Annotated in this window: 15 protein-coding genes; 4 read left to right on the forward strand and 11 right to left on the reverse strand. The window is 47.9% G+C overall.

The annotated features are described in order from the left end of the window. Positions 1-2: 2 nt before the first annotated feature. The 5 genes from ltrA to V8Q34_RS04175 all read right to left on the reverse strand — a co-directional run bounded on the left by ltrA (position 3) and on the right by V8Q34_RS04175 (position 4,079). Positions 3-1,394, reverse strand: coding sequence for a group II intron reverse transcriptase/maturase (gene ltrA / locus V8Q34_RS04155; RefSeq protein ID WP_291587187.1), 1,392 nt, complete (start codon positions 1,392-1,394; stop codon positions 3-5). Positions 1,395-1,450: 56 nt separating this feature from the next. Further along, positions 1,451-1,576, reverse strand: a complete 126-nt coding sequence (locus V8Q34_RS04160; protein WP_255611085.1) for a hypothetical protein — start codon at positions 1,574-1,576, stop codon at positions 1,451-1,453. Positions 1,577-1,893: 317 nt separating this feature from the next. Next, on the reverse strand, positions 1,894-2,316 hold the full coding sequence (locus V8Q34_RS04165; protein ID WP_033139616.1) for a DUF2000 domain-containing protein: 423 nt from the start codon (positions 2,314-2,316) through the stop codon (positions 1,894-1,896). After that, positions 2,300-3,223 carry a DMT family transporter gene (locus tag V8Q34_RS04170; protein WP_244806631.1) on the reverse strand — a complete coding sequence of 308 codons (924 nt, stop codon included), beginning with the start codon at positions 3,221-3,223 and terminating at the stop codon, positions 2,300-2,302. Before V8Q34_RS04170 ends, V8Q34_RS04165 begins: the two co-directional genes overlap by 17 nt. After that, on the reverse strand, positions 3,216-4,079 hold the full coding sequence (locus V8Q34_RS04175; RefSeq protein ID WP_227210536.1) for an AraC family ligand binding domain-containing protein: 864 nt from the start codon (positions 4,077-4,079) through the stop codon (positions 3,216-3,218). The genes V8Q34_RS04170 and V8Q34_RS04175 overlap by 8 nt, the downstream gene beginning before the upstream one ends. Positions 4,080-4,619: 540 nt before the next feature. Between V8Q34_RS04175 and V8Q34_RS04180 the strand changes: the two genes are divergently transcribed. The 3 genes from V8Q34_RS04180 to V8Q34_RS04190 all read left to right on the forward strand — a co-directional run bounded on the left by V8Q34_RS04180 (position 4,620) and on the right by V8Q34_RS04190 (position 8,294). Further along, positions 4,620-5,810 (forward strand): MFS transporter, encoded by a 1,191-nt coding sequence (locus V8Q34_RS04180; RefSeq protein WP_335834883.1) that lies wholly within the window; start codon positions 4,620-4,622, stop codon positions 5,808-5,810. A gap of 212 nt (positions 5,811-6,022) precedes the next feature. Continuing rightward, positions 6,023-7,816 (forward strand): BlaR1 family beta-lactam sensor/signal transducer, encoded by a 1,794-nt coding sequence (locus tag V8Q34_RS04185; RefSeq protein WP_335834884.1) that lies wholly within the window; start codon positions 6,023-6,025, stop codon positions 7,814-7,816. Between the two features lie 94 nt (positions 7,817-7,910). Beyond that, positions 7,911-8,294 (forward strand): BlaI/MecI/CopY family transcriptional regulator, encoded by a 384-nt coding sequence (locus V8Q34_RS04190; RefSeq protein WP_033139611.1) that lies wholly within the window; start codon positions 7,911-7,913, stop codon positions 8,292-8,294. Between the two features lie 46 nt (positions 8,295-8,340). Here V8Q34_RS04190 and V8Q34_RS04195 read toward each other — a convergent pair whose 3' ends face one another. The 5 genes from V8Q34_RS04195 to V8Q34_RS04215 all read right to left on the reverse strand — a co-directional run bounded on the left by V8Q34_RS04195 (position 8,341) and on the right by V8Q34_RS04215 (position 14,274). Next, complete coding sequence (locus V8Q34_RS04195; protein ID WP_156120802.1) at positions 8,341-8,496, reverse strand: hypothetical protein; 156 nt, start codon at positions 8,494-8,496, stop codon at positions 8,341-8,343. Between the two features lie 53 nt (positions 8,497-8,549). Beyond that, positions 8,550-9,845: an HD-GYP domain-containing protein gene (locus tag V8Q34_RS04200; RefSeq protein WP_103732552.1), complete on the reverse strand. Its 1,296-nt coding sequence runs from the start codon at positions 9,843-9,845 to the stop codon at positions 8,550-8,552. Positions 9,846-10,015: 170 nt separating this feature from the next. After that, positions 10,016-11,650: a glycoside hydrolase family 43 protein gene (locus tag V8Q34_RS04205; RefSeq protein ID WP_335834885.1), complete on the reverse strand. Its 1,635-nt coding sequence runs from the start codon at positions 11,648-11,650 to the stop codon at positions 10,016-10,018. An 11-nt stretch (positions 11,651-11,661) separates the two neighbouring features. Further along, positions 11,662-13,059 carry an MFS transporter gene (locus V8Q34_RS04210; protein ID WP_335834886.1) on the reverse strand — a complete coding sequence of 466 codons (1,398 nt, stop codon included), beginning with the start codon at positions 13,057-13,059 and terminating at the stop codon, positions 11,662-11,664. A 45-nt stretch (positions 13,060-13,104) separates the two neighbouring features. Next, positions 13,105-14,274, reverse strand: coding sequence for a glycoside hydrolase family 5 protein (locus V8Q34_RS04215; RefSeq protein ID WP_033139608.1), 1,170 nt, complete (start codon positions 14,272-14,274; stop codon positions 13,105-13,107). Between the two features lie 150 nt (positions 14,275-14,424). Between V8Q34_RS04215 and V8Q34_RS04220 the strand changes: the two genes are divergently transcribed. After that, the gene (locus V8Q34_RS04220) at positions 14,425-15,633 is read left to right on the forward strand and encodes an AraC family transcriptional regulator (RefSeq protein ID WP_335834887.1); all 1,209 of its coding nucleotides are present in this window, start codon (positions 14,425-14,427) and stop codon (positions 15,631-15,633) included. On the opposite strand, the gene V8Q34_RS04225 is transcribed toward V8Q34_RS04220, so the two are convergent. Further along, the gene (locus V8Q34_RS04225; RefSeq protein ID WP_227210529.1) at positions 15,634-16,731 is read right to left on the reverse strand and encodes a glycerol dehydrogenase; all 1,098 of its coding nucleotides are present in this window, start codon (positions 16,729-16,731) and stop codon (positions 15,634-15,636) included. Positions 16,732-16,741 lie beyond the last annotated feature (10 nt).

Below are 16,741 nucleotides of genomic sequence, written 5' to 3' on the forward strand. Positions count from 1 at the left end.
TTTCAATAGTTGACATGCACAGACTGATAGGCTGTGGCTAAATCATAAAAGCCACTGTTTATCAGTCTTTCTTTTAACATAGCTCTCTTTACTGTCGTAAGATTTGAAGAGAACCAATGTCCTTTTCGACTGTTAGCCGCTATATGTGCATAGTATTCTGGAATTCCCATTCTGATTAGATTTCTCTTTTTCGTTTTAGGCAGCTTCCACTGTTTCCATATACACATGCGTATTCTGTGATAGAGCCATCCGTTGATATCTTCTATGTTGTTCTTCATGCTTGCGATTCCGTAGTAATTCAGCCAGCCCCTAGCATACACCTTTATCTCTTCAAGACTCGGTTTTATGCTCTGACACTTCTTACGGGAAGATAAGGTTTTCAGTTTTGACTTAAATTTCTTCCATGACTTTGGATGAACTCGGACATATATGCCACTACCATTCCTTCCCAACGTAAAGCCAAGGAACTTAAATTTTCGGATTGCAAACACACTGACAGTACGGCTTTTCTTTCTGTTCACTGTTAGTTTCAGTTTCTCTTCGAGATATTTCGTACTGCTTTCCAACAGTCTTTCTGATGCTCGCTTGCTCTTTGCTAACAACACTATGTCATCAGCATATCTGACACAAGGCACACCTCTCTTAAAGAACTCTTGGTCAAACTCATTCAGATAGATATTTGCCAGTAACGGCGAAAGATTTCCACCTTGCGGAGAACCTTCTTCCGTTTCCATTACCACTCCATTTTCCATTACACCACTTTTCAGATATCGTTTTATGAGTTGGATTACTCTTTCATCTTTTACATTCTTGCGTAAAAGGTTTAATAACAGTTCATGATTTAACGTATCAAAATATCTCGATAAATCCAGCGATACCGCATAGGTATAGCCTTGTTCTGCATACTCTTTTACCTTAAGGATTGCGTCTTTTGCGCTTCTGTTCGGGCGATATCCGTAACTCGTTTCGCTAAAGAGTGGTTCATAGATTGGCATTAGCTGTTGTGCTATTGCCTGTTGTATGGTTCGGTCTATCACTGTCGGTATGCCTAGCTTTCGCACACCACCATCTGCTTTTGGGATTTCAACTCTCCTTACTGGAGACGGAGTATATTTCCCTCTTAATATTCGGTCTGTCAACTCCTTTTGATGTTCCCTTAAATATGGGAGTGCTTCTTCAACGGTCATTCCGTCAATTCCCGCCGCTCCCTTGTTTGCCTTTACTCTTTTGTACGCTCTGTTCATGTTGCCCTTGTACAGTATCGCCTCTAAGAGTTTCGGCTGTGCACTGTCTCTTTCTTTCCATATCCGATTGAACGACCTAGACGCTTTCGCATACCCTTCATGTTCCGCATTATCTCTTTGCGAACAGCCATTGTTCATGTTTTCTGTCATTGTAAGTCATTCCTCCCTTTCTCGGTCATACTCAAGGCTCCTATTGATTCGGTCCTTCATCTTTCGACTACTATGACCTCTGCTGACTTCTGTGCGTTCAGCATAACCTTACAGTTATGGTTACTCCTTTCAGAGCATTCCACACAGACCTCCCTGGGTACCACACGTTTCCTTCTCTCCATCTATCTGCCACATTTATCATGCATGATTCCGTGTAGTTATTGGGCTTCGACTTGTTATGCAGCCTTACCCTCATGCATAACCTTTTATGTGATTTCTGTTCGTCAGACCGGAGATTTGCCCATGGGTTAGTATGTTCCCCATATCCAGCTTCCTTCCGATTCCGTCTCACGGCGGACACCCTTGCTTTCGGCTATATCCTTCCCACTACCGGGCGGATTCGAGACTTTCACTCGTTGGAAACGTGCGCCGCCAGGCGCACATAACAGACGAGCCGGTCCGCGCAGACGTGACCGGCTCATTATCTTCTGTCTTCTATTTATCTCAGCAGCGGCAGACTGCCTGTCAGTTTATTGACCAGCTTCCTGGCACCGCAGATACCGATGCCAAAGTAAGTCATTTCCTCTTCTGCCACACTTGCTGCTTTTTTTATATACTCCTCATAGACGTTACAGCTCTGCGCAACATCTGAAAAATCCACCACCACCAGGTCCGCGTATTCCGGCCGGTAGAGCTGCTCCCTGATCTCTCTGATTTTCTCCTGATCCGCCTTCAGAATCGGAACAGGAAGCTCTATGATCCCAAGATGTTCCTTCCCGCTTTTATCCATCACATCCGGCCCCACTGTCTCCGGGATGTGTTTTCCCAGTGTGATTCCCATGATTCCCGCGGTGTTGGCCAGAATGCCAAGGGGCAGGTCTTTGTCCAGTACCATGACGCATTTATCACTTTGTGCCTGCATATGCCTTATACTCCTTTGCTGTATTCTTCTCAGTTTTTCTGTCCTCAGATAAGAACAGGCCAATCAGTGTCAGGACAATGCCTGAGACGATCGTCCGTGTTAATTTCTCATGCAGGATAAGAGCCGACGTAACTGCCGTGATGACAGGAACCATGTAAATATAGACACTGGTCTTCACGGAACCCAGGATCTTAACCGCAAGATTCCAGGTCACAAAGCAGAGCGCAGAAGCTCCGAATCCCAGGAACAGCAGATTCAGCACGTTTTTCAGGCTGGCAAACTGCTGAAGTTCCATATGAAAATCCATCAGAAGCAAGGCCGGGACCATAAAGATAAGCCCATAGAAAAACGTACGCCTTGTAGTCTGAATGGTATTATATCCAAACCCACTGATCTTTTTCGTGATCGTCGAAAACGCAGCCCAGATCATTGCCGCTATCACAGCCAGCAAATCTCCCACGGGATTTAACTGCAGGTTCTTCTCCCCTCCGAAACTGATCAGAAAGATACCCGCAAGGGCAATCAAAAACCCGGCGAAGAACCGTATATTCGGCCTCCTGTCGTGCAGAAACAGACAAGAAAAAATCACTGTAAAAAAAGGCGCAATAGAGATGATGACACCCACATTGGAGGCCAGTGTATAGGTCAGCGCAATATTTTCAAACAGATAATACAGTGTCACACCGCAGAGTCCTGCTGCGGCAAAGTACCATTCCTGTTTCCTCCTGCGTACCTTCAGCCTGCGGGGGCAGACACACCAGAGCGCAAAATACCCGATCATAAAACGGATAAATAATATTTCCACCGGTTCAAAACTTATAAGAAGCACTTTTGTGGAGATAAACGTAGTTCCCCAGATTAAAATGGTAAGAAGGGCTGCTATATGCCCATGTATTGTCTTATTCATTCGGCCACTCCTTTGCCGGAGTGACAGGCAGCGGTTTATCTGTAAAGATTTTCTGATACTGTTTTGGTGTCAATCCGATAAATTCTTTGAAAAAATTAGTAAAATGACTCTGGTCCGCAAAACCGGCCATATCTGCCGCGTCAATGGGTGCCACACCCTGTTCCAGGAACTCCTTGGCTTTCTTAAGGCGCACAGTCTGCAGATAGCGGTACGGAGAAACTCCCACCTGTTTGGTAAAAGAACGCAGCAGGTACGATTTTCCGAAACTGGTCATGGAGAGCAGATCATCCAGCGTGATATTTTCCGAAAAATGCTCCTCCATATAACTGCAGAGCGTCTTGATCTGCTGATTCGGCTCTGATATATCCGCCTCGTCAAAAGGCGCTGCGTGTTCCTGCAGGATCTGCTGCAGAAGGAAGAAAAATGCCTCCTCCTTTTTCAGCTTGGGTTCGTGGGCGAGAATGGCATCATACAGATCACCGATGGACTGCGTAATGTCACTTTGATATACCACGTTTTTAGTAAAATGCGGGATAAAATCCTTTCCCGTAATTTCCTTAACAGCTCTCTGCATCACATCCATATTAATATTGACCGCACGGTAATCTAAAATTTCACCATTGATGGGCGCACAGAAGTGATTGTCTCTGGGGTTAAACAAGATCAAATCTCCGGCATTCAGGTCATACTCCATTCCTTTGCACCAGAGATGCCTCTTTCCTCCCTCCACAAACCCAATCACATAATAATCATGAAAATGGTTTGGAAATTTCTGGACAATCCCGCTCAAATTATATGCTTCGATTCCCAGGTCATGGTCATAATACACATGCCTTTGTTCTTGTTCCGCGTGCATTTCTTGTCCTCCTCCTTTCATTTTCACTATTGTAGCATTTCGGAAAAAAGAAATCTTGAACGATATGACACCTGGTGTCCGTTTTCGTCCATTATAACATATACGAACTCTTCATTGACAAGGAACTTTTTTACATGCTATAGTAATCATTAGGACAAGCAAATCATCCCAATGAGGTGGCTTTTATGAACTTTATTTTGACTGATAAATTGAGAAGACGAATCAGCTCCGTACAGATAACGTTTCCGGTGAAACATTGTACGGAGTTCAGATAGCGGCAGAGCTGCTGTATTCACCGGGAAACAGGTATGATGCGTATCGGATTATCTGATGCGTTTGTTTGTGTACCTGTTTTCCGTGAATACCCTTGTTCTGTATCTGGCTGCGGCGATGTGTTCGCCGCAGCCTTTTGTCTGCAGACTGACAGGCAGAGGCTTATGATGTCCTCTGCCTTTTTTGCTGCCCGGCAGAGGCATCTGTACAGTACCCGTATGCGGGTGGCAGCAGATTTTATCATTTACAGAAAGAGGTATTTACAATATGAATTTGAATACATGGAAAGGAAAGACCTTTCGATTTTTAACAGCCCAGACTATCTCCCTGTTCGGTTCCTCCCTGGTTCAGTACGCGATTGTCTGGTATATTACACTGACAACATCTTCAGGAAAAATGCTCACCATCTCCACCCTCTGCGGCTTCCTTCCCCAGATCATCATTTCCCTTTTTGCAGGGGTATGGATTGACCGCTATGACAGGAAGCTGTTGATCATGCTCTCAGACGGCGTTATTGCATGTTCTACGCTTATACTGGCTCTGGCTTTTTTGTCAGGGCATAAGAACATCTGGTTTCTGTTTGCTGTGCTGATCATCCGTTCAGCCGGCACCGGAATCCAGACACCTGCGGTGAACGCCATCTTTCCGCAGCTTGTTCCCAAAGAACATCTCATGAGGATGAACGGAATCAACAGTACCCTGTCCTCCTTCATGATGTTCTTATCACCGGCAGCCGGAGGTGCCGTTCTCTCCGCAGCGCCTCTGGAGGCGGCACTTTTTATTGACGTGATCACAGCCATGATCGGCATCAGTATCACTTTTACCATTAAAATACCGCCCTACGCAAAATCATCTGCCGGGGAGGAATCCAGTCTGCAGAAAATAACAGGCGGTATTTCCTACATTAAGAACCATGTTTTTATCAGAAGACTGATGCTGTTTCAGATCATCATCCTGTTTCTGATCAGCCCCTCCGCCTTCCTCACACCTCTTATGGTGAGCAGGACCTTCGGATCGGAGGTATGGCGGCTCACGGTCAGTGAAATGACCTACAGCCTCGGCATGGTCCTGGGCGGCATCCTCATCGCCTCCTGGGGCGGATTTAAAAACCATCTGCAGACCACTCTTCTGGCCGGAGGTGTGTACGGGGCGATCATGATCGGTCTGGGGACGGCGCCTGTATTTTTCATATACCTGGTCATGAATACCATGATAGGCGTTACCTCCCCCTGCTACAACACCCCCATCAATGTGACCATCCAGGAAAAAGTGGAACCAGGCATGCATGGCAGGATTTTCAGTTTCATGCAGATCTCCACTTCCTGCGCGCTGCCTCTGGGTATGGCCTTTTTCGGCCCTCTGGCAGATTATGTTCCGGTACAGTATCTTCTTGTGGCCGCAGGCGCTCTGGTTCTTACCATCTCTGTCTGCTTTAAACTCTTTCGATGTTTTAAGTAGAAAAGGTGTAGCTGTCATCCCATGGCACCAGGGCGTTTTGCATGGATGACTGCCTGTAACTGTGAGGGCACTGAACCGTAAAAAAACACCTGGCCGCAGATGCCGTTTGACTTTTCCGGCATTTATATTATAATAGAGTCAGATTTATTATTACGAATGTAATATAACAGGATTCCGTTATGATTTACGGGCACCCCGAAAGGAGTGAAATTATGGTGATATCACAGGCATTTATTTTCCGTTTTCTGCTCAGCAATGTGATCATTATGCTGGTCACCCTGGTCTTTTTCCTTATGAAACGCCTTTTTAAAAAGCAGATTCCGGCACGGGGACAATATCAGATTTGGATCATCTATCTTATAATGCTCACGATTCCTTTTCTGCCATTTCGGAACCGGACCTTTTTCCCGGCAGGCTTTCTGAACAGATTATCTTCAAATGCAGGCAGAGCTGTGGAATCTCTGACTGCCGCTGCCGCGCCTGCAGCAAAAAGCACCCTGCAGATACAGGATTACGCGCTGGAGGCAGAAAAATCCGGTGGGAGTACGCTTTTGCTGGTTTTATCTGCTGTCTGGCTCCTGGGTGCATGCCTGATGCTCTGGTATACTGCACGTTCAGCAAAAAAGCTGCATCAGCTTTTCAAAACCGCCCTCCCTGTGCAAAATAAGGCGGTACGCACGCTTTATAAAAAATGCCTGAAGCAATGCGGCCAAAAAAGGCCGTTCCCTCTGCTTGCCAGCGCTTTTATCCAATCTCCTGTATCTGCCAGGGCCTTTCGCCCCTGTATCATTCTTCCCATGGCGTATCTGTCAGAGGAAGATTCAAAAGCGCTTTCTTATATCCTGCTGCATGAGATCCAGCACTGCCGCCGCAGGGATCACGCGGTGAATCTTTTTATGAATCTGTTTTGTATCATTTACTGGTTTAACCCCGCAGTATGGCTGGCAGGCAGGAAGATGCGGGCGGACAGGGAACTGGCCTGCGATGCGTCCGTGCTGGGAATCCTGCAGGAGGGGTGTTACCGGGAATATGGCTCTGTGCTCTTACATCACACGGCAAATGCCTCCCGCTCTGAATATTCCATGACCACCGGATTCGCGGAGAATCAAAAACAGATGAAGAAAAGAATCCTGGGCATTGTCACTTATCGGAAAGAAACAGGAACCGTCCGGATAAAGAACACTGCCTTTTTATTTTTGGCAGCCATACTTGTACTGGCAAACACGCCTTTCCTGTCTGTGACCACATGGGGAGAGACCGTTTCCACATCCCCCAAGGGCAAAACGAAAGCCCTGGAACTGGATACTTTCTTTGAAGGCTATGCAGGCAGTTTCGTGCTGTATCAGCCCTCCTCGAACACCTGGAGCATCTATGGGGAGGAGGAAAGCCGTACACGTATATCCCCGGATTCCACATACAAAATATACAGCGCGCTGCTCGCCCTTGAAAAAGGAACCATCACCCCGGATTCTTCAATCCTTCCCTGGAAGGAAGAGGTGTATCCTTTTGAAAGCTGGAATCAGGACCAGGATCTAAAATCTGCTATGAAAAATTCAGTCAACTGGTATTTTCAGGAGTTAGACAGCAGAGCCGGTCTATCTTCCATACAGGGCTTTTTAGATCAGATCGGGTACGGAAACAGCGATGTGTCGGCAGGTCCCGAAACCTTCTGGATGGAATCCTCCCTGAAAATCTCACCCATTGAGCAGGTCAGACTGCTTGCTGATCTCTATGACAATACATTCGGATTTCAGGAATCCTCCATACAGGCAGTGAAGGATGCCCTGTGTATTGCAGAGGAAAACGGCTATACGCTCTACGGGAAAACGGGGACCGGCAATATTGATGGCAAAGACAAAAACGGCTGGTTCACAGGCTATGTGGAGACCCATGGTGTTCCAAGCTTCTTTGCCGTAAACATCCGGGGGGAAGACCACGCTGACGGGGCGACTGCCAGCAGGATCGCCCTTGAGATTCTGGCTCAGATGCAGCTTCTGCCGGATTAGAAGGGCAGGATCGCCATACGCGTCTGCGATTGACAAGCTTATGCCGTAAGAATATAATATTTATAATCTCTTTATCAAACCAGGAGGCTGAACCATGAAAGATTTACCCCAGATATCTGAGGCCGAATATGAAGTTATGAAGGTTGTGTGGAAGAATGCTCCCATTAACACCAATGAAATCACAGAAATGCTGTTAAAGACTACAAGCTGGAGCCCCAAAACCATCCAGACACTGATCAAAAGGCTGGTCCAGAAAGGTGCTCTGACATATGTAAAGGAAGGACGCGTATTTGTCTACACACCGCTGGTTCAGAAGGACGAATATCTGGATCATGAGAACAGTTCCTTTTTAAAACGATTTTATAACGGAAGCCTGTCCTCCATGCTGGCCAATTTTATTGAAAAAGACCGATTAAGCGAACAGGAGATTGAAAATCTCCAGGAGCTTTTGGCACAGCGGTCTTTACATGAAAAATAAAGTATTTTAAGGGAGACAGCTGATAGCTGTCTCCCGTTTTTGTCTGCTACTGCCGGACAGGCACGATCGTCCATCTTCCGTTCTGTTTCATCAGAAAACAGGGGTGTCCCAGTTTATACCTGTAATACTTCTCCACAAGCTGCTGCGGAACCGGGAAATCAAAGCGGTCGAGAAAATAAGATACTTTATAATTTACGGACATGGGCAGTGCCTCCTTCTCTCTGGATAGTATATTCTATGTCCTGTCCCAATGCATTATGACTCCTTCCTGCCCTTATCTGCGGTCTTGGCACCGTCATACAGATATTTTCCCAGCAGATACTGGTATTCCTTTCGCAGGCCGTAATAGGTATCCAGAATCGGTCTGCAGCTTTCTTCCACTTCCTCCAGAACCACATCGAAGTTTTCCCTCAGAACCTCCACCACACTTTTGTCAATCTTTCCTTCCCGGGCCTGCTCCTCTATAATAGACAGAGTCCTGTTCTTGGAAAATGCCTCCTTGTAGCTGCGGGTCCCCAAAAGCGCACTGACAATATCCGATACCGCCACGATCCGCTCCTCTATGGTCAGCTCCTCCCCGCAAAGCCCTCTGGGATATCCGCTTCCGTCCAGCTTCTCGTGATGCCTGAGGGCGATTCTTGTTATCCCTTCCTCTATGGTGCCTCCCAGGATTTCCTCCGTCCGGTCCACATGGGTCCGCATGATAGCCATAGCCTGATTGCTCAGCCTTCCCGGGTACTCCAGTATCTCCACCGGGATTCCGATCTTCCCCAGATCATGCAGAAGCGCCCCATAGAAAATATTATGTATCTGTTCCTCTGACAGCCCCATATGTCTGGCAGCACAGCAGCTTATGCGTGTCGTTGTGATGGTGTGGGTCACTGTATGCTGGCTTCTGAAATCAATGGCATATATCATCATTCTCAAATAATCCTCACATTCCTGCTCTGACAGACGGACATCCGGAAGGATTTTATGAAAGTCTTTCTCCTCATCCAGACATGCAAGCATAGAGAACTGATTATCCGCCTCATAAAACAGATCCAGAATGCTGCCGTCAAATTTGCTTCCTCTTACCCGGTCAAGATATCCAAACAGGTTATGGGAATCCGGATGTTCCTGAAGGTATATGTCAACTCGGTCAGCAAGGCTGATCATCTGGGCTGCTTCCCTTATTCTGTCTTCCAGCGTATCCGGCAGATGGACTGCTGCCACATGATGAAACATGACTGCCCTGGCCCAGTTTTTTAAGGGAGAGAGATTATCAAGAAACACATATCCGTAGATGGAATGTTCCCAGATATCTTCGGATTCAAACTGGGCCATCCGGTTGATCTCCTCGGTCTTGTAAGCGCCGATATCATGCAGCATGGCAAGGATACAAATGTCCTGGATATCTTTTGCAGAATACTTTTTCTGCACTGCCAGCATTCCGTAGACCAGGGATGCCACCCTTTTTCCGTGGTCCACCAGCCTCGGGTCCACATAGTTCAGCGTCCGTTCGATCAGACCGCTGATATTATTACTGTTGACAACTGCTTTTGCCTCCATATAAAACCTCCAACATACGCTTTCTCCACCGCGCGCATTACCAAAAAATATGATATTATTATAATATAATTATTCTGTAATTACAATGAATACCTTACACACAGTCAAAAGAAAACCGTCAAAAGGCGCCCGGCAGACCGGACGCCCATGTGGCAGTGAATCTATCTTTATCAGGAATAGGATTCCGTGTATTCAAAGAAATCAAAATCCGCGTAATGTCTGTGAAACATCCTGTCCGCACAGGTCAGACCTGCCATGGTTCCGGTAAATTCCCCGTACCTGCAGTATTCATCAGAAAAATGGGAGGTATCGAATACCCGGCCGATCTTCTGAAACTCCGTTCCGTCACAGCTCCACTCAAACCATGTTTTCCTCTGCTCCACATACAGCCGCAGATAGACCGGTCCTTCCCCCACAGGTGTTCTGGTATCTGTAAATTCCGTCTTCTCCCCATTCTCCAGGCAAATAACAGACAGGGCACTTTGTCCCAGGGTCTGGCTGTAATACTTTCTCAGATTGATATAGTTCATATTGTCATAATAGAGGATAAGACCTGCGCTGTGCTGGTAAATCTCAGGATGAAACTCCATTTTCGTGGTGATGCGCGCGTGAAGGGAGGTGAGCTTTCTAGCCAGAATGCTGACGCGGTTTAAGGAGGTTCTGGATTCCTGGCCTCTCAGCCGCACATATCCCGGCCTGGCTGTCACATCCGCAAAGGACTGGGGCATGATCCTGGGTGCGTAATACCAGTTTCCAAGGGTGTCCGCGTCAAAGTCGTCGTAATCCGGTATCTTCGGCATCTCACACTTTGGAAGGCCGCTCTCAGGCACCTGCATCTTTGCCAGCCTGCCGCCGTCAGCCATGCGAAGCCAGCCATCCTCTGTCCATACCATTTTCTGGATAGCCGTCTCCCTGCCCAGTGTGCAGCGAAGCTCCGGTACAAACGGCCTGGCGGTCAGATGCACCAGATACACTTCCCCATTTGGGGTCTCCACATAGCTTCCGTGACCTGATTTCTGCAGTACGGAATCCGGGTTATAGTATTGGGGCTTTAAGTGGTCCGGGTCATGACGCTCATTGGATACACCGGGAGCGGAGGTCACAATGGGATTTTCAGGATCTTTCTCATAAGGTCCCCAGACATTCTCTGCCCTTCCCATAGTCACACAGTGATTGTATCCCGTGCCGCCCTCCGCGCACATGATATAATACCGCCCGTCTTTTTTTGTAAGATGAGGCGCTTCGATACATCCCCTGTCTGTCCCGCCGTTCCAGATACGTTTTGGATAACCGATGACTGCCTTTTTTTCCGGGGAATACTCTGCCAGACAGATGGCGCCCGGTTTCTCATAGCCCTCTCTGGTCTCCCACTCCAGGGAGACGATCCATTTGCGCCCATCCGTATCGTGCAGCAAAGAAGCGTCAAATCCGGCTGAATGCAGATAGACCGGCTCACTCCAGGGCCCTTCTATGTCACTGGCACAGATCAGGTAATTGTCCACATCAAAGTACCTGGCATTCATGGAGTTCATCACCCCGTAGACCACATAAAACATATCCTCCTTCTCACAGTAAGTCAGGCAGGGTGCCCAGATGCCCTTTGCCGAGGGCAGTTTTTTCAAATCCACTTTCTCATCATCTGTCAATACGTGTGTTAGCAGTTCCCAGTGCTTTAAGTCCTTTGAATGGTATACGGGAATGCCCGGAAACCATTCAAAGGTGGAAACCGCAAGATAGTAATCATCCCCTTTTCTGCAGATACAGGGGTCCGGATGAAATCCGGGAAGTATGGGATTTTGGATCATAGCATTCCCTCCTATTTTTCATAATCACTTTTATGTATTCCTTTTGCCAGGTCTGTTACTGCCTTTTCGTACTTTTTATCCAGGTCAAAGAAACACAGGCAGATGGCTGCAATCAGGACGGATACAGCGGGGATCCACACAAAAGACCAGGTGATCGCGGACTGTGATGCCGCAGACTGTACGGCCGCATCCGCCTTGAATCCTCCGGCGTTTAACACCCATCCGAGAACCGCGGTTCCGAAACCGGAGCCCACCTTCATACAGAAGGAGGAGGCTGCATTTCCCATGCCGGCTGTTCCGTAGCCGTTCAGCCACTCCCCGTAGGTGATGGCATCCTGCAGGGCACCGAACATAGTGGCGGCGCCGAACCCGAACCCGATTCCTTTTACAACAGAAAGCACACATACCAGCGTCAGATCCGTGGTAAACCCTGTCAGCAGGAAACCTGCCATGGATATGAGCATGCCCATGAGAAACACATTGCGTTTCCCTGTCTTTTTCATGATAAAAGGCGTCACAAACATGGTGGCGATCTGCGCCACAGACAGACAGTTGGAGATGGACGCATAATAGCTCTCATCCCCCATATTGTATTTTGCATAGTATACAGCGGAGCCAAAGAAGCTTGACATCATGAAATACATGGCAAACAGGGCAATGACAAGTAAGACCCAGTATTTGTTCTTCACAAGGCCTGCCAGCCCTTTTACAAAAGACACCTGCTCCTTTTCGGCCTGCTCTGTCTTCTTTTGTTCCACCACGCGTTCTCTGCAGACACCGAACATGAAAAGGTTCAGCCCTACAAATACCAGCATCAAGAGCACAAAGGTCAGTGTCCATCCCTTCTGGCTGTAAGCGTCACCGCCGCCGAAGGCTGTGGTCAGTTTCAGTACCACTGTGTTGATGGTCATGGTTCCCGCTGTTGCCAGCAGCATCCTGAAGTTGCCCAGAAGCCCTCTCTCATACTGGTTAGTGGTCATCAGGCCGTTCATGGTGGCGTAAGGCACGTTGATTCCGGTATAGAAAATGGTGGAAACCAGATTATATGTCAAAAACATGTAGGCAAGCTGTGCTTTTCCCACAAAAGAGGAAGGCACACTGAACATGAGGACCGTGCAGACCGCCAGGGGAATACAGAGTCTTGCGATCCAGGGGCGGGCCTTGCCCCATTTGCTGTGTGTATGGTCAATGATATATCCCATGACCAGGTCTGAGATCCCGTCAAATATTTTCGATATGGCAATGATAGAAGCCGCTGCCGCCGCGTTTGCCCCCACTACATTGGTATAATACACAAGCAGGAATGCACTGATAGCTGAGTACACCAGGTTCCCCGCATAATCTCCCACTCCGTAACCAAACCGCTCCACAAATGACAACTTTGCATTGGGATTCATATCTGTCTTCATAATCTGTTTTTCTCCTTTAACTGCATTTTATTTTATCCAAAAGGCTTATCCTTCCTTAGGAAACCATCCGAAATCCGTACATCTTCCGAAATCCCAGCTGTCCCATCCGATCCATCCGGCATCGTTCACGGTATCCACCAGAAGCTTATAGCTCCAATAAAAATATCCCGAGCCTTTTTTCCAGGCATCTAACTGTTCTTTGGCAAGCGCGCTGTAGATACGCTTTTTCTCCTCCGGGCTTACAACCTCCGCAGGTGCTCCTTCCACACCGTTTAACACACTCTGGCCGCCCTTTGTGTCACAGCCGCAGGCAAGAGAGTTGAACAGGCACCATTCTCCGCAGATGACCGGAAAATACTGCTGCATTTCCTCTATGTCTTTTGCCAGTGTCCCGCGGATGTAGGCAGTGTAGGATTCCACGTTCTGTTCACAGCCAAGGGCCTCCGCCACCATCAGATACTGGTGTGTATCCAGCACCACATTTTTGTATTTGTCTTCGCGCATGAACTCTTTCCAGGCTTTTAACTCAAAGGCGTCATGGATCACCACATATTTTTCATCCGGCATATATTTTCTGATTCTGTCATATGCCTCCAGATAGAAGCTGCGGATAAATTCCATGGTGTTCGGCCTGCTGCCCCGCGCCTTTTCCGGGTCGGCCGGTTTATAGCGGTTTGCCACATCCATGGTTGTCCACATATCCTCCAGGATGGGCTCATTGAGAATTTCAATGCCCCACAAACCCGGTCTGGTTCCATAGCGCTTCGCCAGCCGTTCCAGAACGCTTAACTCAAATTCCACCTCGTCCGGCTCCTGGGACCATTTGCAGACGCCGGAGATTCCCCCGTTGTCAAATCCGTTCTGGCTGTCCGGCGCAGTGTGCAGGTCGATCAATATCTGCAGCCCGTATTTCTCTGCCCAGCAAAATGCTTTGTCCAGCTCCTCTACACAGCCGATGAAAGGTTCCCTGTCGCCAAAGATAAAATACGGCACCGGAATCCTGACCGCATCCATCCCCATGGATTTGATCCTTGTAAAATCCCTCTCCGTGATATATTCCGCACGGTGGATTTTTATTCTCGCCTCATATACCTCTTTGGAGAGCTGCCTGGGAAGATAGTATTCATCCTCCGCTGTGGTTCCCTCAAAAAGCGCCGGACTCATCCATTTTTCCAGTACCAGCCAGTTTCCCAGATTTACGCCTTTTACATACATAATCCATTCTCCTTTTCGGACTTTGTCTTTATTTGCCTTGATTTTATGACAAAATCAGCGGTTTATATATCACTTTTTTCGTTTTTTTATCACTTTCCTCGGATTATCTGTTATAATGGATATAGATTCCCATACAGGAGGTACTTTGTTATGAATATCCCTTATCTGATGCGGCACGTTTCATACAGCCTGCACACTATCGTGCGGGATTACGGGGAAAAAGAGGAAGTGACGGAGAGATTCTGCGGACGTCCTGACTTTACGGACAGCAGTTTTTATGAAGGTTCTCTGGAAGAATATCTGCTCTTTGAGGATTCCGGGACGCTGCCGCTTTTGTTGTCTGCCGGAGATAAACTGGTCTATGCGAAAGTTACGGTTCCGGGACACCGGTTTATCATCGGCCCGGTTAAGCTCAAGACACCGGTGCGTCTCATCCACTGTGATAAACAGCCTGTCTATGATGAGAGTTTCCTGGATACGGTGCCGTTTTGTGACTTTGCGGAGTTATCGGTAAATATTCTTCTTATACATAATCTTTTCTGGGAACAGACTTTGAATGAGCGGGATTTGATCGTATTTAACTGTATTGACGAAACCCTGGATACAGAGATTCAGAGACATTTTTCAGATCTGCTGTTTGAGAATCAGGAGGCTTCCATAGGACATAACCCCTATGACCAGGAGCTGCGGGAATTCTCCAGTATTGAGAACGGAGATGTAAAACAGCTGGAAAAAAGCTGGGCTGAGGATTACACGGGAAATGTCGGTGTTCTGGCAAAAGACAAGCTGCGCAACTGGAAAAATATCGGGATCGTGGTGATCACCCTGGCAAGCCGGGCTGCCATACGCGGCGGCATCCTGCCTGAAATCTCCTTTTCCCTGAGTGATATTTATATCAATAAGGTGGAGGAGGCTTCTGATATGGCTTCCATCACCCATCTGCTGCGGCAGGCTGAGTACCAGTATACCAATATGGTGAGAGAACAGAAAGAGCAGCTAAGCGGCACAGGGAACAAAGAAAAGAATCCCCATGTCCGCCGCTGCAAAGATTATATCTTTTCCCATCTGCACGACAGGATCACTATTCAGGAGATAGCTGACTTTTTGGGCATGAACCCGGGCTATCTCTCTGAACTGTTCCATAAATGCGAGGGAATGTCCATCAAAAATTTTATTCTGCGTGAGAAGATCGGTCTGGCCAAAAATATGCTGACCTATTCCGGATATTCCTATATCGAAATTGCCGCATACCTGGGTTTTTCCTCCCAGAGCCACCTTGGAAAGCAGTTCAAAAAGCTCACCGGCTTCACCCTCAGTGAGTACCGGAACACATACGGTGTCCGGCAGTTTACCTCCTGATCACTCTCCCAAGAAATAGCGTCCATAGGCATCGGCTGCCAGGATCGCAGCGGACACGGTCTCCGGTGTCACCTGGAAAGGCATGTTGTGGAGAGTATCGTTCTCTGCGCAGGCAGCCTCCGCCACTGCCATGACTTTTTCAGGAGTCACCTCTTTGACGCCCAGCTCTTTCAGGGTGACAGGCAGGCCCACTTCGATGCAGAAGTCAATGATCATCTCCAGCTCCTCTGCAGGGATGTTTTCAAGCACAAGCTGTGTGATGGTGCCGAAAGCCACCTTCTCCCCGTGGTACATGGAATGGCATTCTTCCAGTACGGTAAATCCGTTGTGGATGGCATGGGCGCCTGCAAGTCCGCCGCTCTCAAAACCGATACCGGAGAGCAGTGTGTTCGCCTCAATGACTTTTTCCACTGCCTCTGTGCAGGCACCTGCCTCCAGAGCGATTTTAGCCTTCACGCCTTCCTCCATCAGTGTGTCAAAGCATAATTTTGCCAGAGCCATGGCTGCGCCTGTGGATTTGCCATTTACACAGGTCTGGGCATCGCTTGCGGCACAGGCACGGGCCTCAAAATATGTAGCCAGGGCATCTCCCATGCCGGCTACGGTCAGGCGCACCGGGGATTTTGTGATGACCTCTGTATCCATCAGCACCATGTCCGGGTTCTTTGGCAGGAACAGGTATTCCTCAAATACCCCTTCATCTGTATAGATCACTGACAATGCGCTGCAGGGCGCATCTGTGGAGGCAATGGTCGGGCAGATGATCACCGGCGCGTTCTCATAATACGCGGCAGCTTTGGCGGTATCAAAAATCTTGCCTCCGCCGATACCGATGACCAGGTCACAGCCTTTTTCTTCCATGATCTTTTTCAGACGGTTGATCTCGTTTTTGGAGCATTCCCCGTTAAAATAGTCGAAATACAGGGTACAGTCAGCATCCGCAAAACTCTTCTCAATCTCTTTGCCGATTCTTTTATAGCCGCCCTTACTGATCAATATAAGCGCGTTTTTCCCAAGACCTTCCGCATAGGTGCCAAGCTTTTTCAGCTCTCCTGCGCCCTGCACATATTTTCCGGGACTGCTCAATATTTTTGCCATATCTTACATA

The organism is Blautia sp. JLR.GB0024, assembly GCF_037000545.1.
GTDB classification, from domain to species: domain Bacteria; phylum Bacillota; class Clostridia; order Lachnospirales; family Lachnospiraceae; genus Blautia; species Blautia celeris.